This window comes from Micromonospora sp. NPDC007208, from assembly GCF_042869175.1.
GTDB classification, from domain to species: Bacteria; Actinomycetota; Actinomycetes; order Mycobacteriales; family Micromonosporaceae; genus Micromonospora; species Micromonospora foliorum.
Genome location: NZ_JBIAFG010000007.1, coordinates 45070 through 68619 on the forward strand (window position 1 = coordinate 45070; position 23550 = coordinate 68619).

Annotated in this window: 20 protein-coding genes, 1 tRNA gene and 2 pseudogenes; 5 read left to right on the forward strand and 18 right to left on the reverse strand. The window is 71.4% G+C overall.

Going from position 1 to position 23550, the window contains the following annotated elements; all coding sequences use genetic code 11:
* Positions 1 to 6: 6 nt before the first annotated feature.
* From ACFYL6_RS16295 to ACFYL6_RS16305, 3 genes are read right to left on the reverse strand one after another with little or no spacing between them, the layout of a single operon-like run.
* A complete protein-coding gene (locus ACFYL6_RS16295; RefSeq protein WP_387171857.1) occupies positions 7 to 1425 on the reverse strand; it encodes a ferric reductase-like transmembrane domain-containing protein in 1419 nt (472 codons plus the stop codon).
* Positions 1422 to 2804 carry a DUF1501 domain-containing protein gene (locus ACFYL6_RS16300; protein WP_387171859.1) on the reverse strand — a complete coding sequence of 461 codons (1383 nt, stop codon included), beginning with the start codon at positions 2802 to 2804 and terminating at the stop codon, positions 1422 to 1424. The genes ACFYL6_RS16295 and ACFYL6_RS16300 overlap by 4 nt, the downstream gene beginning before the upstream one ends.
* A gap of 8 nt (positions 2805 to 2812) precedes the next feature.
* Positions 2813 to 4912 carry a DUF1800 domain-containing protein gene (locus ACFYL6_RS16305; RefSeq protein ID WP_387171861.1) on the reverse strand — a complete coding sequence of 700 codons (2100 nt, stop codon included), beginning with the start codon at positions 4910 to 4912 and terminating at the stop codon, positions 2813 to 2815.
* A 431-nt stretch (positions 4913 to 5343) separates the two neighbouring features.
* Between ACFYL6_RS16305 and ACFYL6_RS16310 the strand changes: the two genes are divergently transcribed.
* A complete protein-coding gene (locus ACFYL6_RS16310) occupies positions 5344 to 5601 on the forward strand; it encodes a DUF3040 domain-containing protein (RefSeq protein WP_091409372.1) in 258 nt (85 codons plus the stop codon).
* 46 nt (positions 5602 to 5647) lie between these two features.
* Here the strand turns inward: ACFYL6_RS16310 and ACFYL6_RS16315 are convergent, their stop codons facing one another.
* Positions 5648 to 6556, reverse strand: a complete 909-nt coding sequence (locus tag ACFYL6_RS16315; protein ID WP_387171863.1) for an SWIM zinc finger family protein — start codon at positions 6554 to 6556, stop codon at positions 5648 to 5650.
* Positions 6553 to 9789 carry an SNF2-related protein gene (locus tag ACFYL6_RS16320; RefSeq protein WP_387171865.1) on the reverse strand — a complete coding sequence of 1079 codons (3237 nt, stop codon included), beginning with the start codon at positions 9787 to 9789 and terminating at the stop codon, positions 6553 to 6555. Before ACFYL6_RS16320 ends, ACFYL6_RS16315 begins: the two co-directional genes overlap by 4 nt.
* Before the next feature lie 155 nt (positions 9790 to 9944).
* Here ACFYL6_RS16320 and ACFYL6_RS16325 point away from each other — a divergent pair, with 155 nt between their 5' ends.
* Entirely contained in the window at positions 9945 to 10838 is an 894-nt protein-coding gene (locus ACFYL6_RS16325) for a carbohydrate kinase family protein (protein WP_387171867.1), read from the forward strand.
* Between the two features lie 19 nt (positions 10839 to 10857).
* Here the strand turns inward: ACFYL6_RS16325 and ACFYL6_RS16330 are convergent, their stop codons facing one another.
* The gene (locus ACFYL6_RS16330; protein ID WP_387171869.1) at positions 10858 to 11376 is read right to left on the reverse strand and encodes a DinB family protein; all 519 of its coding nucleotides are present in this window, start codon (positions 11374 to 11376) and stop codon (positions 10858 to 10860) included.
* An 82-nt stretch (positions 11377 to 11458) separates the two neighbouring features.
* Between ACFYL6_RS16330 and ACFYL6_RS16335 the strand changes: the two genes are divergently transcribed.
* Positions 11459 to 11665 (forward strand): hypothetical protein, encoded by a 207-nt coding sequence (locus tag ACFYL6_RS16335; protein WP_238657264.1) that lies wholly within the window; start codon positions 11459 to 11461, stop codon positions 11663 to 11665.
* Positions 11666 to 11672: 7 nt separating this feature from the next.
* On the opposite strand, the gene ACFYL6_RS16340 is transcribed toward ACFYL6_RS16335, so the two are convergent.
* The 3 genes from ACFYL6_RS16340 to ACFYL6_RS16350 form a co-directional block, all read right to left on the reverse strand.
* The gene (locus ACFYL6_RS16340; RefSeq protein WP_238687233.1) at positions 11673 to 12815 is read right to left on the reverse strand and encodes a polysaccharide pyruvyl transferase family protein; all 1143 of its coding nucleotides are present in this window, start codon (positions 12813 to 12815) and stop codon (positions 11673 to 11675) included.
* A 95-nt stretch (positions 12816 to 12910) separates the two neighbouring features.
* The gene (locus ACFYL6_RS16345; protein ID WP_387171871.1) at positions 12911 to 13390 is read right to left on the reverse strand and encodes a GNAT family N-acetyltransferase; all 480 of its coding nucleotides are present in this window, start codon (positions 13388 to 13390) and stop codon (positions 12911 to 12913) included.
* 123 nt (positions 13391 to 13513) lie between these two features.
* A complete protein-coding gene (locus ACFYL6_RS16350) occupies positions 13514 to 14143 on the reverse strand; it encodes an HAD-IA family hydrolase (protein ID WP_387171873.1) in 630 nt (209 codons plus the stop codon).
* 235 nt (positions 14144 to 14378) lie between these two features.
* Between ACFYL6_RS16350 and ACFYL6_RS16355 the strand changes: the two are divergent.
* Positions 14379 to 15121, forward strand: a pseudogene (locus tag ACFYL6_RS16355) (SDR family NAD(P)-dependent oxidoreductase).
* An 86-nt stretch (positions 15122 to 15207) separates the two neighbouring features.
* Here ACFYL6_RS16355 and ACFYL6_RS16360 read toward each other — a convergent pair.
* Positions 15208 to 15762: a hypothetical protein gene (locus ACFYL6_RS16360; RefSeq protein WP_387171874.1), complete on the reverse strand. Its 555-nt coding sequence runs from the start codon at positions 15760 to 15762 to the stop codon at positions 15208 to 15210.
* A gap of 206 nt (positions 15763 to 15968) precedes the next feature.
* Here ACFYL6_RS16360 and ACFYL6_RS16365 point away from each other — a divergent pair, with 206 nt between their 5' ends.
* Complete coding sequence (locus ACFYL6_RS16365; RefSeq protein WP_387171876.1) at positions 15969 to 16577, forward strand: hypothetical protein; 609 nt, start codon at positions 15969 to 15971, stop codon at positions 16575 to 16577.
* A gap of 14 nt (positions 16578 to 16591) precedes the next feature.
* Here ACFYL6_RS16365 and ACFYL6_RS16370 read toward each other — a convergent pair whose 3' ends face one another.
* From ACFYL6_RS16370 to ACFYL6_RS16405, 8 genes and pseudogenes are all read right to left on the reverse strand, one after another.
* Positions 16592 to 16846 carry a hypothetical protein gene (locus ACFYL6_RS16370; RefSeq protein ID WP_387171878.1) on the reverse strand — a complete coding sequence of 85 codons (255 nt, stop codon included), beginning with the start codon at positions 16844 to 16846 and terminating at the stop codon, positions 16592 to 16594.
* 628 nt (positions 16847 to 17474) lie between these two features.
* Positions 17475 to 17870, reverse strand: a complete 396-nt coding sequence (locus ACFYL6_RS16375; protein WP_387171880.1) for a hypothetical protein — start codon at positions 17868 to 17870, stop codon at positions 17475 to 17477.
* 207 nt (positions 17871 to 18077) lie between these two features.
* Positions 18078 to 18281, reverse strand: a complete 204-nt coding sequence (locus ACFYL6_RS16380) for a hypothetical protein (RefSeq protein WP_387171882.1) — start codon at positions 18279 to 18281, stop codon at positions 18078 to 18080.
* Between the two features lie 1328 nt (positions 18282 to 19609).
* Positions 19610 to 19681 (reverse strand) — tRNA-Val (locus tag ACFYL6_RS16385).
* A 75-nt stretch (positions 19682 to 19756) separates the two neighbouring features.
* On the reverse strand, positions 19757 to 20221 hold the full coding sequence (locus ACFYL6_RS16390; protein ID WP_387171884.1) for a peroxiredoxin: 465 nt from the start codon (positions 20219 to 20221) through the stop codon (positions 19757 to 19759).
* 87 nt (positions 20222 to 20308) lie between these two features.
* The gene (locus ACFYL6_RS16395) at positions 20309 to 20746 is read right to left on the reverse strand and encodes a DUF3052 domain-containing protein (protein WP_030330240.1); all 438 of its coding nucleotides are present in this window, start codon (positions 20744 to 20746) and stop codon (positions 20309 to 20311) included.
* A gap of 110 nt (positions 20747 to 20856) precedes the next feature.
* Positions 20857 to 22662, reverse strand: coding sequence for a thiamine pyrophosphate-dependent enzyme (locus tag ACFYL6_RS16400; RefSeq protein ID WP_387172245.1), 1806 nt, complete (start codon positions 22660 to 22662; stop codon positions 20857 to 20859).
* Positions 22635 to 23526 (reverse strand): annotated as a pseudogene (locus tag ACFYL6_RS16405) (transketolase); the annotation flags it as partial. The gene ACFYL6_RS16400 and the pseudogene ACFYL6_RS16405, both read right to left, overlap by 28 nt.
* Positions 23527 to 23550: the final 24 nt, after the last annotated feature.

The following is a 23550-nucleotide window of genomic DNA, read 5'->3' on the forward strand; positions in this document are numbered from 1 at the left end:
CCCTTCCTACAGCTCGAACGTGGCCAGGTGGATCTGCCGTCGGGGCACGCCGGCCCGCCGCAGCGCCCGCACCGACTGTTCCACCAACCCGGACGGCCCGCACAGGTAGACGTCGCGCCGGGCCACGTCGGGCACCAGTTGGCGCAGCCCGTCCGGGCTCATCAGCTGGCGGGGGCCGGGGTCGTCGCGGGAGCCGATGACGTACCAGACGGAGGTGTCGCGCTCCTGGGCCAGCCAGTCCAACTCGCGGCTGAGGAGCACGTCGGCCGGGGTGCGGGCCCGGTAGATCAGCGCGGCGCCCGGAGGCAACTCCTCCAGCATGGCCCGGATCGGCGTGATGCCGCTGCCACCGGCGATCAGCAGCGCCCGCTCGCGGAGCCGGTGCGCGGCGGTGAAGGTGCCCGACGGTCCTTCGGCCCAGACCCGGGTGCCCGGTTCCAGGTTGCGTAGGTCGGCGGTGTGGGTGCCGACGACCTTGACGGTGACCCGCAGCCAGCGGCCGTTGGCGGCGGCGGAGACGGAGAACGGGTGCGACTGCCACCAGCAGCCGCGGGTGAGGAACCGCCAGCGGAAGTGTTGGCCACCGAGCATCGCCAGCCGGCCGAGCCGCTCCCCGGTGAGGTAGATGGAGATGGTGTCGGTGCTCTCGGCGACCACGTCGGCGACCCGCAGCTTGTAGCGCAGGTTGAACGCCAGCGGCGCGATCACGCGGCCCCAGAGCAGGGCGGCGACCACCAGCAGGTACAGCGCGATCCAGCCGGTGCGCACCGGACCGGGCTTGTACAGCTGCGCGCCGTGGGTGAACTGGTGGCCGTAGCCGAGCAGCAGGATCAGGTAGCTGGACAGGTGCAGCAGGTGCCACAGCTCGTAGGGCAACGCCCGTCGGATCGCCCGGACGCTGCTGAACCCGACAAGCATCATGATGCCGGTGGCGACGAACGCCGAGAGCATGTCCTCGTAGTCGCCGAGCAACGTGCCGACCTCGGCGAGGATCGACTGGTTACGCAGGTCGGCGTAGCCGACGAGGATCAACGACATGTGCGCCAGCACGGTGACCAGCAGGGTGGCACCGATGTCCCGGTGCCAGCGGGCCGTCTGCTCGCCGCCGATCCACCGTTCCAGCACCGGCAGTCGGCTCATCATCAGCACCTGCACCAGCAGCAGGTAGCCGGCGACCAGGCCGGTGATCCGGCCGGCCGCGGTGACGGTGGCCGCGGTGCTGCGCAGCGATCCGGCGGGGGTGCCCAGCCACCACGGCAGCACGCTGGCGAGCAGGCCGACCAGGAGCAGCACGCCCAGCAACCGTCGGCCGCCGGGTCCGCGCCGGGCCGGGATCTGCGGGGGTACGGGCGCAGCCGACCGGCCGCCGTGCCGGGACGAGGTCCCGGTACGACGGCCGGCGGCGTGGGTGTGCGAATGCGTCACGCGTACAGCTTCATCGGGGCGTACTTCTGGCGGGGGAAGACCTTGTCGACCTCCGCGTTGGTGAGCCCGAACCGGCCCTGCGCCACCGCGCCGTAGACGTTGAACATGTTGTTGTACTCCGGCACGTCACCGGAGTCCAGCTTGTCCAGGCCGTTCCAGGTGCCCAGCAGCGAGCCGGCCAGCTTCTTGCCGGAGAGCAGGGTGACCACGCCGCCGTGCCCGTGGTCGGTGCCGCCGGTGTTGGAGCCGACCCGGCGCCCGAACTCGCTGGACACCATGATCGTCACGTCGGCGGCCTTCGGGCCGAGGTCGGTGAAGAAGGCGGCCATGGCGCTGGCCAGCTCGTTCAGCCGGCGGTACAGCTGGCCGCCCTCGCGGGTGCCCTGGTTCTCGTGGGTGTCGTAGCCACCCATGCCGACGGTGGCGACCCGCACGTTGGCGCCGCCCTTGATCAGCTGGGCGAGTTGCTGGAACGCGCCGCCGACGCCCTCGTACTTGACGCCCTCGGCGGGCTGGTACGGCTTGGCGGCGAGCCGTTGGGCGGTGGCCAGCGCGCCCATGCCCTCCTGCACGGCCTCCTCGACCGGGTGGTTGATCCCGGTGAAGAGCCCCTTGATGGCCTTCTCGGTGGCGGCCCGGAACCGGTCGTCACCGTTGAGCCGCAGGGAGCCGACGCTGTTCAGCGAGATCGCGCCGTTGTTGCCGACCAGCGAGCGGGGCAGGGTGCTGCCGACGCCGACACTGCGGAACGCGGTGCCCTTGCCCAGGTTGTCGACCAGACCGTCGAGCCAACCCCGGCCGCCGGTCTCGTTGGGCAGCCCGCCCAGGTTGCAGGCGTCCGCGGCCTGGAAGTGGCTGCGGGACAGCCGCTCGTCCGAGACCGCCGGGATGAAGCCCAGCTGACCGGCGGTGAGCCACTTCTCCAACGGCTTGAACGCGCTGGTCAGCTTGAAGCCGCGGCCCAGGGCCAGCGAGTCGTTGCCGAGCAGCAGGTCGGGGCGGGCCTTGTTGAGCACCGGGTCGTTGTCCGGTGCGACGAGGCTCAGCCCGTCCAGCCCGCCGTAGAGGAAGACGTGGATCAGGGTGCCGGTCTTGGTCGCCGCGAACGACGCCGAGGTGGTGACGAACTGGGCGGTGGCCAGCGCGGTGGCGGTGGCCGCGGCACCGGCGACGAAGGTCCGCCGGGTGACGCCGCGACCGTCCTGCTGGGCCTCCTCCAGGTTCTCCAGGGTGCGGTACCTGTCGAACTCGGCGGCGTTCTCGGCGGCGACGATGTCCGCCTCGGCGCGCAGCAACGCCTCGGCCGGGTTGTCGGCCAGCCGTCGCACGTCGGGGCATTCGGGGTGCAGGGGGAAAGAGTTGTACACAGTCTTCTCCATCGGGTGCCTCACCGGAGGTGGTGCTGGGGGGAAGCGAGGATCGCCCGCGCGACGGCGGTGATGGCCCCGTTGAACGTGGCGTCGACCTTGGCGGTCGCCGTCACACCGGCCACGCCGAGGATGAGGTTCTTCTCCCGCGTGCTCAACTTCTGGCCCACGAGCCGCAGGGAGAGCGCGTCCACGTACGCCCCGGCGGTCGCCGGCGCCTTGGCGACCAACTTCTCCGGTGCCGTGTACGTGAAGGTGGTGCGGTAGCCGGCGAGGATCTCGCCCGCCTCGTTCCAGCCGTTGACCATGGTGCCGGCCGAGGTCCAGGCGACGTAGACGTCCGGGTAGCCGTCCGGGGTCGGGTGACCCATCGGGGACTGGCCCAGCTCGCGCATCTTGTCGTGGATCTGGCGCAGCCCCCGGGCGTACGCGGTGCGCTTGCTGTCGCCGTTGTTGTGCTTCGGCGACGCCTCGGGCGAGACGCCCAGGGTGCGGTACGTGGCGACCAGGTACTCCATCGGCCGGCGCACCTTCTGGCCCACACCGGCCCAGAACTCCGAGGAGCAGAACAGCGTCATCAGGACCGGCTTGATCATGCCCTTGTTGGTGGTGTACGTCTTGGCCAGCCGGTCCACCAGGGACTTCGGCGGGGTGTCCGAGACGAACCGGGTGGCCAGGCTCTGCGCCACGTACTTCGCGGTCGACGGGTGCGTCGCGATGTAGGTGATGTACGCGTCGATCGCCGCTTCGGCCTTCTTCGGGTCGGCCGAGTTGTTCGCGTGGGTGAAGCCGAGGATCTTCACCTTGCCGACGTAGTGCTGCTCGGGGCGGAAGACGTACTTGCCCTTGTCGTCGACGCCGCGGCCGGTCTGCAACATGGCGGCCTGCCGGACGTCCGGCTCCTTGTAGCCGCCGTCGACGCCGACCGAGTAGAGCTCGAGGTTCTCCCGGGCGAGGTTCTCGTTGATCGCGTCCTTGCGGGAGTCCTTCTGGTTCAGGTAGATCAGCAGCGCCGGGTGCTTGTTCGCGGCGACCAGCATCTCCGGGTAGCTGCCCAGCGCGTGCTTGCGCACGACGTCCTGGTCGAACGAGTTGCGGTACACCTCGCCGCCGTCGAAGTCCGCGGCGACGTGCAGGAAGTCGTTCCAGAAGTCGACCATCACCTCGAACAGCTGGCGCTTGGACCAGATCTGCCGGGCGATGGTGGCGTCGACCATCTCCCGCTCCGGCTGGGCGTCCTGCTCGTTGAGCTTGTCCCGCTGGTCGCGCAGTTGCTGCACGGAGAGCTTCTGGGTCGGCAGCTCGGCGAGCTTCAGCTCGCCCTTGGTCGGCTCCAGCTTGTCCGGGTCCAACTGCGCGCGGATCCAGGCGTCCATGCCCTCGCGCTTGATGTCGGCGATCACCGCGGGCGTCGCGCCGAAGGTGGCGCGCCGGGCCAGGTGCAGGATCGGGTCCTTGGACAGCACCGTCTTCACGGTCACCGTGGTCGCCGCCGCGGCCGCGGCCGGGCCGGAGAAGGTCCGGCCACCGGCCGGCGCGTTCTTCTTCAGCGCCTCACCGGCCCGGGAGCCCATGTAGCTCTCGTTCTGCTCGGTGTAGGTACGCACCGTGCTGGGCTGCTGGCCGCTGGGCCGCGCCGCGGTGCCGTCGGTCACCGTGCTGCCGGTCGCGTCGCCGGCCGCCGCCTCGTCGCCGAAGAGGCCACGGAACTGCGGGGTCATGGCGAGCGCCGCGCCACCGGCGACGACGGCGGCGGTGCCACCGAGGGCCACCATCGCCTTACGTCGGCCGACCTTGCGACCCGGCTCGTCGTCATCGTCGATGGTGGGCAGTCCGGTGCCGGCCGGGCGTGCCGGGGCCGGGCGGCCAAGGCCCTCCGGGCCGACCCACTGCGGGCCGCGCGAGGCGGGTGCCGGCTGTCCGGCGTGTGCGTACCCGTCGGTGTACTGCTGACGCGGGTCGGCCGGCGCGGCGTAGCCGTCCTGGTGGGGGTGGGGCGAGTCGTAGCCGTAGGGCGCCGGCGTGTTGGGGTCGCCGTAGCCGTCAGCGCTGTGGTGCTGGCGTCCGTCCCAACCGCGGTCGTCCCGCGGTCGACGTGGTGGCACATTCTGGTCGGCCATGTACCAATCCCGATTTCTGATGAGCGCCGGAAGCTGCTACCGGGCAGGTGCGGCAGGTGCGGCGACTGTTGCCTGAGGGGGTTGCTACGGCAAGGTAACCAAGGCCCCAGGGCCCTTCAAGGTGGCCGGAACACACCCGAGAGGGCACTTAAGACAGCGCTCAGCGCGACCTCCGCGGCGGGCGGTGGGGCGGACCAGCCGGCAGAGCTTCCCAGCAGGGCGTACGTGCGGCAGCCGAGCACGGATCGGACCACGGCGCCGTACGCGACAGTTTCGGCGTCGTTCACCACCAAAGGCAAACTTAAGGTTCAGGTAAGCCGGACATGAGACGGCCTCGCGTGGAGGAAAAGTAGCGACAGCGGGTGAGCGTGAGCCGTCACCGCAGCGGGTATGCCGCCGAACCGCTGAACGCGTGAGGGGAAGGCAGCGCCATGCTCAGCAAAGAGGATCAGCGCAGATTCGACCAGATCACCCGTCAGCTCCGGGAAAGTGACCCGGCCTTCTTCAACCGGCTGGACCACCGGGCCCGGGCCCGCAGGGGCCGCTACCTGATGTTGTTGACCATCGTGCTGTGGGCGTCGCTACCGGCGATAGCCGTGTTCGCCGGTCGACTGACCGGCGCGATCTGCGCGGTGGTGCTGGTGGCCAACGCGGCGATCATGTGGCGGTTCCGCCGCCGCTGGACGTGACTGCTCAACCGCTCGACGAGGCTGCTCAACCGGTGGGCGTGACAGCTCACCGGTCGGCCGGGCCGAACGCCCGGTACGCGCGGCGCAACCGTTCGAGCAGTCCCGGCCCACCGATGGCCGGGGCCGGCGCTCCGAGCTGGCGCAGCAGCAGGTCGGTGCCGGTCACCAGTCGGGGCGGTCGGTCCGGCAGCGGCACCGGCGCTGACCAGAACCGGTCCGCCGCCTCTGCCAGCGGCGTCGCCGACAGCCCGGCGAGCGCGCGGGCGGCGCCGACCGGCGCCACGACGTCCACTGTCGACACATCACCGTCCGGTTCGGACGGTGGGTCGATCGGCACGGTGGCACCGGTGGCCGCGGCGCGCCGGGCGCGGAGTTCGTCGAGCAACTCCGCGCGGGACCGACCGCGCCAGTGCAGCAGCTCGAACGGGTCCGCGTCGAACGCCTCGGCCAACAGGTAGAACGTCGCCGCGAGGTGCTTGCACGGCACCGCGAAGTCGGGGCAGTTGCAGCGCTGGGTCAACTCGTCCACGGCGGCCGGGAAGAGCGGCGCGCCGGCGACGGCGAACAGCTCCTCCAGCTCGTCGGGAAGGTCCCCGGCGAGCAGCCGGGCGCTGAAGAACGCCTGCCCGGCCAGCTCGGTCTCGACCCGGGACCAGAGCGCGGCCGGGAACGGCTTCAGCCCGATCGACACCTGGTAGGGCTGCGGCCGGGAGCCCTGCACCACCGCGCTCACCCGCCCGGGTGTGATGTCGAGCGTGAGCACCTGACCGGCCCGCGCGTACGACCGGCCCCGGGTCAACCGGGTGCCGAGCGCGAACGACTCCAGCACCTCCAGGAAACGCCGCGACCACCAGGACCGGCCGATCGCGCCCCGGGCGCTGCGCGCCCGCAGACCCCCGTCGACCTTACGGGGGCGCCCGTAGTCGGCGAACCGGTCGGTGCTCCGCTCGCTCACTCCACCACCGCCCCGGCCTCCAGGGCAAACAGGTCCCGCAACTGGCCGGTGGACAACTCGGTGATCCACTGCTCGCCGGTGCCGACGACCCGCTCGGCGAGGCTGCGCTTGTCGGCGATCAACGCGGCCACCTTCTCCTCGACCGTGCCGGCGCAGACGAACTTGCGCACTTGCACCCGTCGGCGCTGCCCGATCCGGAACGCCCGGTCGGTGGCCTGGTCCTCGACCGCCGGGTTCCACCACCGGTCCACGTGCACCACGTGGTTCGCGGCGGTCAGGGTGAGCCCGGTGCCGCCGGCCTTGAGGGACAGGACGAACAGCGGCGGACCCTCGGCCGACTGGAAGCGCTGCACCAGGGCGTCCCGTTCGGCCTTGCCGAGGCCACCGTGCAGGAACAGCACCTCCCGGCCGAACCGCGCCGACAGGTGACCGCGCAACATCGCGCCGAACTCGGCGTACTGGGTGAAGAGCAGCGCCCGCTCCCCCGCCGCCAGCACCTCCTCCAGGATCTCGGTGAGCCGGGCCAGCTTGCCGGAGCGGCCCTCCAGCGGTGAGCCGTCGCGCAGCAGTTGGGCGGGGTGGTTGCAGACCTGCTTGAGCCGGGTCATGGTGGCCAGCACCAGCCCCCGTCGCTCGATGCCGTCGCTGGTCTCGATCCGCGCGAGCATGTCGTCGACCACCACCCGGTACAGCGCGGCCTGCTCGGCGGTGAGGTTGCAGAGCACCTCCATCTCCAGCTTCTCGGGCAGGTCGGAGATGATCGACGAGTCGGTCTTGAGCCGGCGCAACACGAACGGGCCGGTGATCCGGCGCAGCCGCTCGGCGGCCTCGGCGTCGCCGTGCCGCTCGATCGGCTCGGCGAACCGCTTGCGGAACGTCGCGGCCGGCCCGAGCAGACCCGGGTTGGCGAACTGCATGATCGACCAGAGGTCGGCGAGGCGGTTCTCCACAGGCGTACCGGTCACCGCCACCCGTTGCCGGGCGGGCAGCGCGCGAACCGCCTCGGCCTGCCGGGTCGACGCGTTCTTGATCGCCTGCGCCTCGTCCACCACCACCCGGTGCCAGTCGATGCCGGCCAGGTCGGCGGCGTCGCGGGCGGCCACCGAGTAGGTGGTGAGGACCAGGTCCGCGTCGTGCGCGGCCGCGGTGAACTCCGCCCCCCGCGCCCGCTCAGCACCATGGTGTACGTGCACCCGCAGCTCGGGGGTGAACCGCGCCGCCTCCCGTTGCCAGTTGCCGACCAGCGACATCGGACAGACCAGCAGGGTCGGCCCGGCCTCCGGCGGGTCCCCGGCCAACAGCGCGAGCAGTTGCACCGTCTTGCCCAGCCCCATGTCGTCGGCGAGCACACCGCCCAGGCCGAGTGAGCGCAGGAACGCCAGCCAGGCCAGTCCCCGCTGCTGGTACGGCCGCAGCGTCCCCTGGAAGCCCGGTGGCGGGTCCAGTGGGGTGAGCCGCCGCTCGACCGCGCCGGCGAGCAGGTCGCCCAGCGCCCCGTCGGCGGTCACCTCCAGCACCGGCAGCGCGCCGGTGGCCTCGCCGTCGGCCAGGCCGAGGCGGAGCAGGTCGGCGACGGTCAACTCGCCCGCGGAACGGAGCAGGCGCAGACCGGCGGCAAGTCGCCCCGGGTCCAACTCCACCCACCGGCCGCGGAGCCGGACCAGCGGGGTCTTCATCTCGGCCAGTGCCGCCAACTCCTCGGCGGACAGCGGCTGGTCACCGAGCGCGATCTCCCAGCGGTAGTCGACCAGGGCGTCCAGACCGACACCGGCATCGGCGCCACCCACCGTGCCCGGGGCGGTGCGGCTGCGAGCCCGCAACCGGGCACCCAGGCGCGCCGACGGACGCTGCCACCAGGAGGGCAGCAGCACCCCGAAACCGGCCGCGTGCAGCACCGGCGCGCCCGCACTGAGGAACCGGTGGGCCCCCTCGACGTCGAGTTCCATCGCCTCGGGCGCGGCGGTACGCAGTGCGGCGTCCAGGTCCGGCCAGAGCCGACTGGCCCGGCCCAGCTCGGCGAGCAGCGTCTCCTGTGGACTGGTCGTACGGCCCGCCAGGCCGCCGAGCGTCCGCGGCGCGCGCCAGACCTCCCCGGCGTCGACGTGCAGACCGGGCTCGTCCGCGGCCTGCAACCCGAACTCCAGCCGCCAGCGTCCGCCACCGGCCGCCTCGACCGGCGCGCTGTCGGTGGGTGCCGGCGCGCTGTCGGCGGGTGCCGCTCGGGTGGCCAGGATCGGTTCGGTGACCTCGTCGGGGGCCGGTTCCACCAGGCGGAAGCTGGCCCGCACCGGGCCGCCGGCGGCGTCGCGCTGCCACGCGTCGAGTTCGGCGGAGAGGGTGGCCAGCCCGGCCGGGTCGATGGTGAAGTGCCGCTGCGGGCCGGCGAGCGCGGCCAACCAGGCCGGTGCCGGACCGCCCGGGCGTAGCCCCCGGGCCAGCGTGGTGGTCGCCAGGGCGGCCCGCGCGGCGGCGTCGGTCAACGCGTCGAGCGCATCCGCGACCAGCGCGGCGGCGCTCAACTCACGCCCGTCCGAAGCGAGGGTCGCCGCAGCGGAGGTGGCGGCGTTCCCGGTGGGCACCTGAGCAGCGGCGGCGGTAGCGGGCGGCAGGACGGCGGCTCGGGCGGCGGGTGGCAGGGCCAGCGCCAGCGACCGCGCCCAGGCGGCGTCGGTGCCGGTCAGCAGCGGACGCCACACCGCCTGCGCGGCACCGCCGGACGCCGCCGGCACGTCGGCAGGGGGTGTGTGGTCGTCCGTCGTCGTGCGTACGCCGGGGAGGACGCGGCCACGGGTCACCAGGTCGGCGGCGAAGTCGGCCAGCTCGGCGAGGTGCCGCAGGGTCGCCCCGGACACCGCCGGGACGTCGTCCAGGGCTTGCAGCAGCGACAGGGCGTCGTCCCGGGCGTACACCAGGATGGGGACCCGCCACCCGGCCAGGGTGAGCCGGCCGCGGGCCGCGGGTGCGACGGTGGTCCGGATCAGCTCGGGTGAGTCGGTCGGCGCGCCCGCCAGGGTGGGCAGGGTGAGCAGCGCGGTGTCCGGACGGGTCGGCTCGGCGGCGTCGGCGAGGACGGCGGCCAGGTCGGTGTGCCCGGCGGCGAAGGGGTGCGGACGTTCCCGGGCGGGTCGGCCCGAGCGCGGCGCGGGAACCGGTGTGGTGCTGTCCTCGGCCCAGACGGCGAGGCCGCCGGTCGAGCTGTCGCCGGGCAACCACAGCCCGTGGATGACCAGCACCTGCTCCCCCTCGTCGCCGCCCGCGCCCAGGATAGGCGGCCCCGCTGACCGGACCGACGCCCCCACCTGCGCGATAACGGTTCGTGTCGGCGTTCTGCGAGTGGTGCCCCTCTCGGCGCCACCGAACGTGCACGATCGCGTGGCGCTGGAGAGGCGTGAGCGGCAACGGTAGCGTCGGCGCCGTGGTCGATCTGCTGGTCCTTGGCGGGCTCGGGGTGGACGTGCGGGTTCGGGTGCCCGCGCTGCCGCTACCGGCTGCCGATTCCCACACCGTCGAGCCGATCGAGCTGCGGATCGGCAACACCGGCGCCGGGGTGGCGTTGGCCGCCCGGGCGCTCGGCCTGCGGGTGCTGGTGGTCGACACCCTCGGTGCGGATCCGGCCGGTGAGCTGGTCCGGGCGGCGCTGACCCGGGCCGACGTGCAGGCGCTGCTGGCCGAGCACCGGGGCGGCACCCGCCGATCGGTGAACCTGGTGGACCCGGGTGGGCGGCGCACGTCGCTGTACGACCCGCGCCCATGGCAGGGTGCTCCGCCGTTTCCCGCCACCGAGGTGGCCGCACTGGTCCGCGACGCCCGCCACGTACACCTTTCGATCATGGATTGGGCGGTGCCGTTGCTGCCCGCCGTGCGGGCTGCCATTCCGGCGGGCGTGGCGCTCTCCACCGACCTGCACGACTGGGACGGCGAGAACGCCTACCATCAGCCGTTCGTCGAGGTCGCCGACGTGGTTTTGCTGAGCGGGGTGCGGTTGGGCGACCGGGCCGCGTCGCTCGCCGGCACGCTGGCGCCCCGGACGGTGGTGGTGACCCGCGGCGCGGACGGCGCCGAGCTGTACCCGGGCGACGGCACGGCGGTGCCGCCCGCCGCACCGGGAAAGCCGGTGGTGGACAGCAACGGGGCGGGCGACGCCTTCGCGGCCGGCCTGATCGCCGGCCGGTTGCGCGGCGAGCCACTGGAGCGTGCCGCCCGGTACGCCGCGCGGGTCGCCGCCGCGGCCTGTACGCATGACGGGATGGAGTATCCGCCGGGTCTGCTGCCCACCGGTTGACGGTCTGCGCCGACCCGGGTCAGAACGCGCCGGACTCGCCGTCGGTCAACTCGCGCAGGATGTCGGCGTGGCCCGCGTGCCGGGCCGTCTCCTCGATCATGTGCACCAGAACCCAGCGCACCGACACCTCACCGAGCTGCGGGTGCGGCACCACGTGGTCGAGGTCGACGCTCGCGGCGACCTCCCGGGAACGGGCACAGGCCCGCTCGTACGCCTCGGTGAGCCCGGCGACGGTCTCCTGGTCGCCGAGCGTGAAGCTGGCGGCGGCGTCCTCCGCAGAGGTCAGGTAGACGTCGCCGGGCTCGGGGGCCAGCAGGGTCGGAAACCAGTTTCGTTCGACCAGGGTCAGGTGCTTGACCAGGCCGACGAGCGTGGTCGCCGAGGGCACCAGCCGGCGGCGGGCGTCGGCGTCGGAGAGACCGCGCAGTTTGCGCAGCAGCACGGCCCGGTGGAAGTCGAGGAACGAGGTCAGGACGGCGCGCTCGTCGCCGGTGCGGGCGAGCACCGGACCGAGCGTGGGATCGATCGTCTGCTCCATCCGCCGACCCTAGTCACCGGCCGGGTCCCCCGCTGCCCCGCTATCCGCTGCGGGCGGGCGCTACGCCGGGCAGGATGGGCGCATGGCTTCATCCGTGCAGATCCCTCTCGTCGGCGGCACGGCGGACGGGCAGACCATCACCGTCGAACTGGACAGCAACGGCCGGCCGCCGCTGACCCACCACCACCTCGGCTCCGGTGGGCTGGCCGACGCGCAGATCTACGAGTTGGAGACGGCCCGCGAGGAGGCCCGCGAGTGGCGCTACCGGTGGACCGGCCCGGCGGTGTGACCGCCCGTCAGACCCGGGTGAGGGCCTGACTGCGCAGGCTCTCCAACACGCCACGGGTGACCTCCGAGGTGCCCCGCGCCTGATCGCACACCTCCGCCACCCGCCGTGCGGTGGCCTCGGCGCGTTGTTCCCGCTCGTCCCAGAGTCGGTCGACCTCGGCCAGCAGCGGCCCCTCGACCTCCCGCTCCACACCACGTAGCGCCGGCACACCGAGCCGTTGGGCCAGGTCGAAGACCTTGCCGGCGTACGGCAGGGGCAGGAACGGCGTACCGACCATCGCCGCGAAGATCAGGAAGTGCAGGCGCATGCCGACGGCCAGGTCGAAGTGGCGCATCAGCCCCAGCACCTGCTGCGGAGAGTAGGTTCCGTGCAGGATTCGGCCCCGCTCGGCGGCGACCATGTGCGACAGCACCCCGTGGGAGTGCCGGATGTCGTCGCGTTCCATCGGCACGAACAGCACGTACGCGTCGATCCGGTGCACCAGGAAGTCACCGATCTGGGCCAGCAGCCGGTGGTAACCATCCACGTCGAGGCGTTCGGCGGCCCGGCCCGGCTCCCGCACGCTGATCCCGACCAACCGTTTGCCGACCGGCACACCCTCCTCGGCCAGCAGGTGGGCCGGGAACTCCTCCGGTTGCAGGAGGAACGCCGGGTCCGCGGTGACCGTGATCGGGTTGAGTAGACCGGCCTCCTCCAGCACCATCCGGGACTCCTGGTCCCGGACGGTCACCTGGGTCGCGCTGGAGAGGGTTTCCCGGACCATGCCGGTGTCCACCCCGTCGCTGAGCGGCCCGACCCCCACCGCGTACGTGATCAGTGGCAGGCCCCGCTCCTGGGCGACCCGGACCACCCGCAGGTAGCGGCGGGCCTCCCGGTCGTAGAGGATGCCGCCGCCGCCGAGGATGAGCAGGTCGAGCTGGGCCAGGACCAGGGCGGAGTCGGTACGGCTCACGCCCTCCCAGGGCACCGCTTCGACGTCCGGGTGCGCGGCCCGGGTGTGCTCCGGGTTCCGGGAGAAGACGATGATCCGGGCGTTCGGTTCCTGCGTACGCAGATCGGTGAGCAGGCCGGTGAGGATCGCCTCGTCGCCGAGGTTTCGGCCACCGTACGAGCCGAGCACACCGATGGTCAGTCCGGCGCCATGCGTCATCCGTCGCTCCTCCCCAGGTGCGGTCCGCGCCGGTTTCCCGCTGGGCAGGTGAACAGTCCTGCCGAGGGGACCCGTCCCTGGGGGTCGCCGGCGGGTCAGCTCGCCGGGGTGAGGCGCTTCGCCATCTGCTGCGAGGTGACCTCGAAGCCCAGACTGCGGTAGAGGCCGATCGCCACGGTGTTCGTACCGAAGACGTTCAGCCCCAGCTCGGGCACGCCGAGGTGGGCGAGTTCGGCCTCGATGAGCTGAATCATCCGGCGCGCGTACCCGCGTCCCCGGTGCTCCTCGTGCACCTCGATGTTGTGGATCCAGGCCTGGTCCGGGGCGGCGGCCGTGGGCAGGGTCACCCAGATCCAGCCGACCTCGGTGTCGTCGACCCGGCCCATCCGCAGCAGCGCCCCCTCGGTGTCCACCCCCGCCGGCAGCGACTCCCGGATCTGGGTGACCGACCGCTCCAGGGCCGCCTCCGGGGTCATCCCCCGGTGCGCCACCAGGTCCTCGGCGTACCCCTGCTCCAGTGACCCCAGCAGGCGGTCCAGCTCGGGTGCGGTCATCGGCGTCAACGTCAACTCCACCGCGTCTCCCCCTTCGTCGTCGGCAGCGGGTAGTGCAGCAGAACCGGCCCGGACACGCCAATGGTTTCCTCGCCCGGACGGACGGCTCGGCTACCCGCTGCCTGTGGCTGACGGTGATCCTGGTCAGGGCACCGTGGGTGCCGACTCCAGTTGGTGCGCCAGTTGGGCCAGATCGGCCAGGCGCAGGTCACCGTCGAGCCCCTTGAGCGCGGCGGTCATCGCCCCGGCCGCCCGCCCGGCCCGCAGGCCAACCTCGGCGTCCTCGACGACCAGGCAACGCCCCACGGGTACGCCCAGCAACGCCGCGCCCCGCAGATAGCCCTCCGGGTCCGGCTTGCCGACGCTGACGTCCTCCACCGTGACCAGCACCGGTGCCTTGATGCCGGCGGCGTCGAGCCGGGCCTCGGCGAGCCGCCTGTCGGCGCTTGTCACCACCGCCCAGGGCAACCCCAACCGGGCCAGCGCGTTCAGCAGCTCGTGCGCCCCCGGGGTGGCCGTCACGTCGGACAGGTCGTCGTACTGCAACGCCAACTGCCGGGCCGCGGCAGCGGCGACCGCCGCCTCGTCCAGCGCGGGCAGCAGCCGGCGGATGGTCCGGTCGGCCGGGCTGCCGTGCGCGATCGCCAACGCCGACGCCGGGTCGACGGCGTACTCGGCGGCCCACCGCTCCCAGGCCCGCTCGACGGCGGCGTCGGAGTCGACAAGGGTGCCGTCCATGTCGAACAGCACCGCGCCAATGCCTGCCAGTTCCATGACCACGCTCCCGAGTCCCCGCCTCACCCTCCCCCACCTCGCAAGATCCGCGCAACTTCGGTGATCCTGCTGTCTCGTCGCCTGGCGAGGCAGCCGGATCACTGAAGTTGCACGGATCATGGCGGCCCGCCGGGTCGGCAGGCCGTCGAGGGTCGCGGGGATCGGACCTGGCGGTCGAAGCGAGGCGTCCGATGACCGCCAGACAGGACATCGGCACGGCCAGATGATCGTTCGCATGACGACGACACTCAACGACAAGGTCGCCCTGGTGACCGGGGGCTCCCGGGGCATCGGAGCCGGCATCGCACTGCGCCTGGCCAGGACGGGGCCGACGTGGCGCTTACCTACCGGCAGGACGCCGAGCGGGCCGCGATCGTGGTGAAGCAGATCGAGGCGCTGGGCCGGAGGGCGCTGGCGATCCAGGCGGACGGCGCCGACCCCGCCGCCGTGCAGGGCGCGGTCGACCGGGCGGCCGCCGAACTGGGTCGGCTGGACATCCTGGTGAACAACGCCGCGGTGTTCCTGGTCGGCGCCCTGGACGAACTCGGCCCGGCGGAGCTGGAGCAGACGATCGCGGTAAACGTCCGGGCACCGTACGTCGCCGCGCGGGCGGCCCTGCGGCACCTGGGCGACGGCGGACGGATCATCAGCATCGGCAGCAACGTCGGTGAACGGGCGGTCTTTCCCGGGCTGACGCTCTACGCGATGAGCAAGACCGCTCTGGTCGGGCTGACCTGGGGCCTGGCCCGTGAGCTGGGCCCACGGGCCATCACCGTCAACCTGGTCAACCCCGGGCCGACGGACACCGACGCCAACCCGGCCGACGGACCGAACGCGGCGGCGATAAGCGGATTCACCGCCGTCGGCCGGTACGCCCGCCCCGCCGACATCGCGGCCACCGTCGCGCACCTGGCCAGCCCCGAGGCCAGCTACGTGACCGGTGCGGTGGTCAACGTGGACGGCGGCTTCACGAGCTGAGGAACCCGGGCGGCGTCGCCGCGCCATCCGGTGCCGCCCGGCCTCAACCATCTCTTGGGCGGGAGGCAGCGTGTGCCCGCCACCGGCTACTGAGCGGCGTCCGGATCCAACACCGGGCGTACCGCGTCGACGAACAAGATCCGCCGATTCGTCCGTACCTCGATCGCCGCGAGCCAGCGCTCCCGGTGCCGGTCGCGCAGCGGCGCGCTCCCGTCGCCCGGCTCGTCACCGAACCGGCGCTGGTCGGCGTACTCGGTGGTGAGGCTTGTCAACACGGCCCGGCCGGCCGCCGCGACCTCCGTCGGGCCCTCCAGCAACACCAGGTTGTACGCCTCGTCCACGGCCCGCATCGCCGCGTACGCCTCGTCGTAGCCGGGCACCGGCTCACCCCCGCCGACGTCCAGCCACCGCCGGTCCAACTGCCGGTACGCCTGGTCGCAGGCGCTCAGGAACCGGACGTACGCGTCCCGCCGCAGCTCGTGCCGACGCGTCGCCCGGCGCTCGACGCTCTCCTGCCGGGCGACGGTGAGCTGGTGGGCCAGTTGCCGACGGGTACTGAGCGCGCCGACCAGCCCGGTCAGGGCGGCGGCGGCCAGGGTGGACAGAGAGGTGATCAGCGCGACGGCGACGGTGTCCTGCACCCGCCCATCATGGCGTCACCGCTTCGGTCCCGCCCACTGGGCGCCGACGCCTTCCTGGTTGACGTGATCAAGTGATGAGAAATAGGTGCCGGGCGCCTTGCTGACCTACTTTTCATCACCTGATCACGTCAGGCTCGCAACCGGCCGATCAGGACGGCCGGTCTCGGCCCCTATCTCACGGCAGTTGGGCGTGACACACTTCGAAAATGAGTGAGCCGCCAACGCCTGACTCTGTTATTGAGTGGTTTTTGGGGCTATTGTTCGGCTCCCCCTCCTTGGTGGTCTCAACATTTCTGGTAGTGAGCACCCTGTGGGCCTGGTGGAGTTTCGGGCGAGATGCGGTAAGTGTGACCTCAGTCTTACTGGACCGCTCGCACGACCAGTTCAGGCTCGGGTCGTTCAAAGTGCAGGCCACGCTACGGATGGCGGTGGCCTGGAGCATCCTCTACCTGGCGGCCTCATTTGTTACCCAGATTTGGGCCGGCTCTCAGTTCTCGCCGGACCAGGGAGGCGGGCTCAGGGAACTCTTGCAGTGGTCGGGCATTTTCGGCCTCATTGCGGCCGCCGGCTGCCTGTACCTTGTTCCGTCGCGAGCGCCGAAGCATGGGGATCAACACTGGGCACCGCTGCTCGGTGTTTTCGGTGGATATCTTCTCGGCCTCGTGTGGGCCGTGCTGGCCTTTACTCAGAAGGGCGGGCCAGACCCGGGGGACTGGTGGGTCTGCCCCGCGATGAGCTGCGTCGGTGTCCTCGGGTCCGCTCTGCGGATGAGGAAGAAGTCGGTTCAGTCGTGGACGGATCACCAACCGGCCTGAGCGACCTGGTGTTTTCAGGCCAACTCCGGCGTGAAGCTGGGCTTCCCATTCCACCGGCTGGTGGCCACGGTGACCACGAGGTGGCGGCCGGCCGGAACGTCGACCTCCTGCTCTCCTGCCTGGAGGTGGCCCTGCTGCAATTGACAACGGATGCGATGAAGGCCCGGTGTGACCAGGCGAGTGACGCTCTCGCCGCCGCCGAGATTTCCCACGTGGTCGGAGTCGATCCACACCGCCAATGGCACCCATTTCCCTTGTACGCGTGCCACTCTCCGGACCTCAAGCCGTGCTTGACCGCCGGGCGAGACCACACCGCAGTTGGGGCAGTTTGGCGCGCTATCCGCCACTCTGTGGCCACATTCACGACACGACACCAGCGCCATATCTGGAACCCTCTCTCCATGCTGGACCCGCTCGGGTATCGCTAGATTCGGTCCCACTAGAGCCTGTCTTTTTACCGTACGGGTGCCACCGAGGATTCTTCGTGTCAGATTGCCGCCAAGGCTCTGGCCAAGGCGCGTACGTCGGCTCGCGCGTCGCGGGCCACACCCAAGCCCACTACCGATGCGCGCATGTCCCGCCGGGGCAGCCCACGCCGGCTCGCTGTGCGGGCCCACCGCCACGAAAGTCGCCGGGTATCCGGCGACCCTCGTCACTTGCTGGTCAAGGTTGTGGGCGCGGCTGGTTTCGAACCTGCGACCTCTCGCCTATATTCTGGGCGCACTGTCCGGCGACATCTGCTTGCGTACGCGACCTCGGACGAGAGTTCACGCTCGTCTGCGGGGCGACTGTCCTCGTCCCGGCTGGTTGCAGTGTCGCATCTGCTGACGTTAACCGTTGCTCACCGCTGTATCGCGCACGGATCGGGCGTGCTTGGACGCTGTGTCAGCCATGCCATCACCGTCGACGGTTCGCCCTCGCAGCCTGGATGGCCCAGACGTTGGCGAGAAAAAGGCCGCCCAGTAGTCCAGCAAAGAGTGCGCCTCCCCCGCCAGCCATGCCGGTCACTTTGAAGAAAATCCAGGCGGCCACGGCAACGACTGCCGAAGTGATGCCGAGCCCTGCCGGAATCCCCTTGCCGGAAAGCCATCGCTGCATCCCGACGACTATCAATGACGATCCGATCAGCAAACCCGCGAGCAGACACAGCGCCGATGTAAGGGCCCGTGCAGAGCTTGCGGTCACTGCGACTCCGAAAGCGATCGCGGCCAGGCCAACGACTAGGGAGATTGGCCCCGCTCCACGCGGCCACGCACGATCATCGCGATGCGGAACCTGCTCGGCTTCAGTCACGGCCCGAGATACTGCCATGCTGGCTGACCACAGATCGAAAGGCCAGCGGCAAGCTGTTGCCATCCCGATGCTCCTATGGATGTCAACCCGCGACCCCTTGACCCCCAGGCAACAATCAAGGCGTCTCCACCTGGCCGGATCGGGGTTAGGCGCTGGCTCTCACGTCCGCTGTCGTCCAGGGGCGTCCCACCTTCTTCACCCCGATGGTCACTCACTCCAGGTTTCGAGTTCCGCCGGCCGAAGCCTCACCTGCTGGTTGTGACAAGCGAAGTCGACGACAACCGCATCGAGCCAGACACCACCGGCCGGAAGTTGGCTGCCGCTCGGGAGCGTGGTGAGCTCCATCAGAGCCAGCGCATCGGGCTGACCTTCGATGTCGGCGAAGACACCAAACGGCATCGTCACGAGCACGCGTGCCCGGACTCGTGCACCCACAGGCAGTGTCGACAGGGTCTGCGACCATGAACGCCTTGCTCGCTCGGCTCTGCCGTCGAGCGGCCTCCAGACGTCCGGGCCCATGGCCGCACATCTTCATGATCACTCTGGACCGGTGCCGAGTGAGCTGGTCTCGACGCAAAGCCTCCCGGGTACGGTCACGCCGTGGACCTTCGATCTCAGCGAGCTGCCAGCAAGCGTGTACTTGGAACGATGGCAATAGCCGGCGGTCTCCTAGCCTCCGTGCTCACCATGGCGAGCGACTCCGGGCAGGCCGAAACGCATGTCATTGCGGGCCTCCTTGTCCTGACAGGAATCGGGCTGCGCATTGAGGCTGCGATCACTGACACTCGGGGTTAGGAGCTTGACCCGGCGCGCCAGGTACGCCGACACGACGGGCCGGGACTGACCTCTTCGGTGTGAACGAATGACCGTGGCGGCACCACCTGTCCCCCTCTACCCGTCCTGGCGAAGCAGTCCGTCATCGTCCACCGACGTCCGGACCTGCTCGCCCGCGTCGTCACTCAGTCGGTGTCGTGACACGATCATGCTCGTGCCTGCTAGTCGATCCTTTGTCCTGCCGCCATCGAGGGGCCGCCGGTGAGTCTGATTGGCCGCCTCATGTGCCTCGGCCTAGTCACCGGTGCAGCATGGCTGGCCCTTCTCTGGATCTGCATCCACCTCTTCGAGGGCATTCAGCGACTATGGCACCGCCTGACCAGGAAGCGATCCCGCCGGCTATGAGACCACCGAAGGTTCCAGGCTCCGCCAAGCGTGGATCGCAGAGAAGATCTGTTGTGGCGACCTGAGCTTTACGACGACTGAGGGCCAAGCGCGGGTTGACGTCCGCAAGGCGCGACAGGGCCGTGGTGGGATGCGGCGCCTGTAACCCAGGGCAGGCCCTCGCCTGCCGGCGACGCCGGCCCTGAGGGGTCGCAGAGGCTCCGGAGTCAAGGGCGGCCCGCAGGGCGGTCGCGCAGCGATGCGAAGCACCCTTGAGGTCGGAGGGGCGGCCCCGCATCCTCCGCGCCGCATCCCCACCACGGCCGGCGCTGACTCGCACTACGGCGCGGCGGTGCGACGGCCGCCGCGCCCCGGCCGGCTGCCGGCCCACGGCCTGGTCTTCCCCTCCGAGGTCGGCACGCCGATGGAGCCGCGCAACCTCAACCCGCACTTCGCCGGCCTTCGGGAGAAAGCCGGCTGCCTGACATCCGGCTGCACGACCTGCGGCATACCGTCGCCTCGCTGCTGTCGCCGCCCCGAGAGCTGATCTTCTCGGGGCGGTTTCGGCTGATGGTGAACGGTGGGCGCGGCAGGTTTCGAACCTGCGACCCCTCGCTTGTAAGGCGAGTGCTCTCCCACTGAGCTACGCGCCCGGATCGCCCTGTGGCGGGCCGGTGGCTGGCAAGCTTACCTGCCCACCACCGACCCGGGCGCACGGCGTACCCCGGTCAGGTGGTCGCTTCGGCGATGGCCTTGCGCCAGCCCTGCTGGTCGCGGGCCTCGCCCGGGCCGTTCATCTCGGCGAACCGGACCACGCCGGTCCTGTCGATGACGAAGGTGCCCCGGTTGGCGAAGCCGGCCACGTCGTTGAAGACCCCGTACGCCTGGGCGACGGCGCCGTGCGGCCAGAAGTCGGCCAGCATGGGGAACTGGTAGCCCTCACGGTCGGCCCAGATCTTGTGGCTGTAGGCCGAGTCGACGCTGACGGTCAGCACCTGGACGTCGTCGTTCACGTAGTCGCCGAGGTTGTCGCGCACCTCGCCCAACTCGCCCTGGCAGGTGCCAGTGAAGGCGAGCGGGTAGAAGACCAGCAGCACGGTGCGCCTGCCCCGGAAGTCCGAGAGTCGGACCTCCTGGTTGTTCTGGTCCTTGAGTACGAAGTCCGGCGCTTCGGTACCAACCTCGATGGGCATGCGAACTCTCCTCGCGTCGAGCCGGGTGAACGGCGCAGCCTGCAACCCGGCGGTGGGCGGACCGTCGGGTCAGCGGAGCGGCGGTGGCTACTTCTTGGCCTTGGCTCCTCGACGCAGCACCAGACGTGCGCCGCTCCAGTCCCGGCCGGCGTTGACGGTCGAGGTCTGCTGCAGGCCGGCGGTGGGCGCGGACTCCGCGACCTCGCTCGGCTCGACGTGCCCCTCGCGCCCCGCCTTCGGGGTGAGCAGCCACACGACGCCGTTGTCGGCCAGCGGGCCGAGGGCATCGACGAGCAGCTCGAAGAGGTCACCGTCGCCGTCGCGGTACCACACCAGCACGGCGTCGACCACCTCGTCGGTGTCCTCGTCGACCAGATCTCCACAGCGGTCGGTCAGGGCGTCTCGGAGATCCTGGTCGACGTCGTCGTCGTACCCCATCTCCATGACGACCATCCCCGGTTCGATTCCGAACCGGTCCGCCAGGCTGCGTACCCCGTCGGCGGCCTGACCAGCGGTCGCGCTCACTGTCGCGTGCCTCCTCATCTCGTCCCTGCTCGCGGCGTCGGCGACGCCGTCAGGCAAAGTCCACACAGTTGTTGGTCTGCGCGCAAGTGGCGCACCGGGTGGAACGGAATTTACCGTGCCAGCAGCGTACGGGCACCGTCGGTAATGGCTTCCGCGGAGACCAGTACGTGACGTGCTGCCGGACCTAATGGTACAAACGAGTCAACTCCGGCCACTCGACGTGCGGCTCCGACATATCCGGCGTCGACCAGCGCGGCGATCACGCCCTCGCCGACCCCGCCGGAGCGGCGCGTCTCGTCCACGACCAGCACCCGACCGGTCGCCGAGGACTCCCGGATGATGTCCGCCACCGGCAGTGGGGCCAGCCACCGCAGATCCACCACGCGGGTGCCCACCCCCTCCTCGGCGAGGACGGCCGCGGCCCGCAGCGACATCCGCACTCCGTTACCGAAGGTGATGATGGTGAGGTCGTCCGCCGAGCCGACCCGGTAGACCCGGGCCCGGCCGATCGGCACGTGCCCGGCCACCCACCCGCCCGGCTCCGGATAGCCGGCCAACCACTCACCGTCACCCTCCGCGTACAGGTCGCGGGTGTGGTAGAGCGCGATCGGCTCCAGGAACACGCAGACACTGCCGTCCACCGCCGCGCTCGCCAGACAGGTTCGCAGCATGGGCGCGGCATCGTCCGGCCGCGCCGGCACCGCGACCACCAGACCGGGCACATCCCGGAGTACGGCCACCGAGTTGTCGTTGTGGAAGTGCCCGCCGAACCCCTCCTGGTACGCCAGGCCCGCCACCCGCACCACCATCGGGTTGCGGAACGCCCCCTGCGAGAAGAACCGCATCGTGGCCGCCTCACCGCGCAGTTGGTCCTCGGCGTTGTGCAGGTACGCCAGGTACTGGATCTCCGGCACCGGCAGCATCCCGGCCAGCCCGGCACCGAGGCCCAGCCCGAGCACCGACGTCTCGTCGAGGAGGGTGTCGAAGACCCGGGCCGCCCCGAAACGGTCACGCAGCCCCTTCGTCACCCCGTACACACCGCCCTTGGCGGCCACGTCCTCACCGAAGACCGCCATCTGCGGGTGGTCGAGCATCCCGTCGGCGAGTGCGGCGTTGATGCTCTGCGCCAGCGTCATCGGCCCGGCCAGCTCCGGCGGCTTGCCACCGAACGCCTCTTCCCGCGCGCCCGCGCCCGGCCCGCTGGCCCGCGCCGCGGCGTCGGCCACCGCCCGCGCCACCCGCACCGGACGGCGAGGTGCCAGCGCCGACACCACGTCGGCCGCGGACGCCAGCTTCGGCTCGCCCAGCACCTCCTCGGCCAGCCGACGTACCTGCCAGCCGGTCTCGTCGTACCGGGCCAACAGCTCCTCGCCGGTCGCCACGCCGGCGTCGACAAGCAGCCGCGCGGTGGCGGCCACCGGGTCCCGGTCCAGGTCCTCGGCCAGCTCGGCCGGGCTCCGGTACGCCGACTCAGCATCCGCCCCGGCGTGCCCCATCAGCCGTACGGTGCGCAGGTGCAGCACCGCCGGCCGCCGGTTGCGGCGTACCCAGGCCGCCGCCTCCGCCGCCACCGCGTACGTCCCCACCGGGTCGGCCCCGTCCGCGCTGAAGTAGCGGATGCCCGGCTTGGCCCGCAGGGTCGCCTCGACCCAACCCTCCGGCGAGCGGACGCTGATGCCCAACCCGTTGTCCTCGCAGACGAAGAGCACCGGGATCCGCAGCCCGGCGTGGTCGTACCATCCGGCGGTGTTGAAGGCGGCGGTGGCGCTGGCGTGGTTGACCGAGGCGTCGCCGAAGGAGCAGACCACTATCGCGTCCGGTGGCCAGGGGGCGTGCGCCGCGCCCGCGCCGCTACCCACCCGCACCCCGGCCCCGGTACGCCGCCCGACGCTGTCCAACCGGCGTAGCCGCTCCACGGCCAGTCCCATCCCGACCGCGCGGGGCAGGTGCGAGGCGATGGTGGAGGTGGTCGGCACGATGGCCAGATCCGCCCGTCCGAACACCTTGTGCCGGCCCCCGGCGACCGGCTCGAGGCTGGAGGCGACCATCCCGCGCAGCACGTCCCGGGCCGCGTCGGCGTACGCCGCGAACCCGGTGGTGGCCCCGGTCGTCGAGGTCGGCTCGGTCCCGGACGGCTCCGACGCCCGCGGATCCGCGGTCGACTCGGGTTCGTGAGCCGATGCGCCGTGGACGGTCGGCTCGGAGTCGGCGGTCCGCGCCGCGTCGGCGATCCGCGCTGAGTCGGTCCGCGCCGCGTCGGCGATCCGCGCTGAGTCGGTCCGCGCCGCGTCGGCGATCCGCGCTGAGTCGGTCCGCGCCGCGTCGGCGGACCGTGCCGCTTCGACGGTCCGCGCCGCGTCGGCGGACCGTGCCGCTTCGAGGGTCCGCGCCGGGTCGGCGGTCTGCCCCCGGTCGGGGGTCAGCGCCGGGTCGGCGGCGGCCTGGGCGGCACGAAGGCAGTAGAAGGCGCCCGAGCGGTAGTGCAGCAACGCCGGATCGGTGGGACGCAGCGCGGCGGCGACCGCGGCGTTGCCCTCGTGCCCCGCCGAGCCGATCGTGTAGAAACCCTCCCCGAAACTGCGCAACCAGCGCCCGGCCAGGTCGAGCTGCCGGCTGGTCACCTGCGCGTCGAACAGGTCCAGCACCTGTGCGCCGGTCAGTGGGGCGTCGTCGGTGACCGGGTCGGCGGGGTCACGCCGCCGCTCGGCGGCGGGCAGCGCCGCCAGCGTCTCCCGGAACCGGTCGTCGAGATCTTGCGGGGTGGTCACGTCGGACAGCATTACCGACGGAAGCCCTGCTCGCCC

Coding starts and splice junctions, on each gene's coding strand:
- ACFYL6_RS16300 (WP_387171859.1), bottom strand. CDS start 2,804: ATGGAGAAGACTGTGTACAACTCTTTCCCCCTGCACCCCGAATGCCCC.
- ACFYL6_RS16390 (WP_387171884.1), bottom strand. CDS start 20,221: ATGCCCATCGAGGTTGGTACCGAAGCGCCGGACTTCGTACTCAAGGAC.
- ACFYL6_RS16330 (WP_387171869.1), bottom strand. CDS start 11,376: ATGGAGCAGACGATCGATCCCACGCTCGGTCCGGTGCTCGCCCGCACC.
- ACFYL6_RS16365 (WP_387171876.1), top strand. CDS start 15,969: ATGAGTGAGCCGCCAACGCCTGACTCTGTTATTGAGTGGTTTTTGGGG.
- ACFYL6_RS16310 (WP_091409372.1), top strand. CDS start 5,344: ATGCTCAGCAAAGAGGATCAGCGCAGATTCGACCAGATCACCCGTCAG.
- ACFYL6_RS16305 (WP_387171861.1), bottom strand. CDS start 4,912: ATGGCCGACCAGAATGTGCCACCACGTCGACCGCGGGACGACCGCGGT.
- ACFYL6_RS16340 (WP_238687233.1), bottom strand. CDS start 12,815: ATGACGCATGGCGCCGGACTGACCATCGGTGTGCTCGGCTCGTACGGT.
- ACFYL6_RS16350 (WP_387171873.1), bottom strand. CDS start 14,143: ATGGAACTGGCAGGCATTGGCGCGGTGCTGTTCGACATGGACGGCACC.
- ACFYL6_RS16335 (WP_238657264.1), top strand. CDS start 11,459: ATGGCTTCATCCGTGCAGATCCCTCTCGTCGGCGGCACGGCGGACGGG.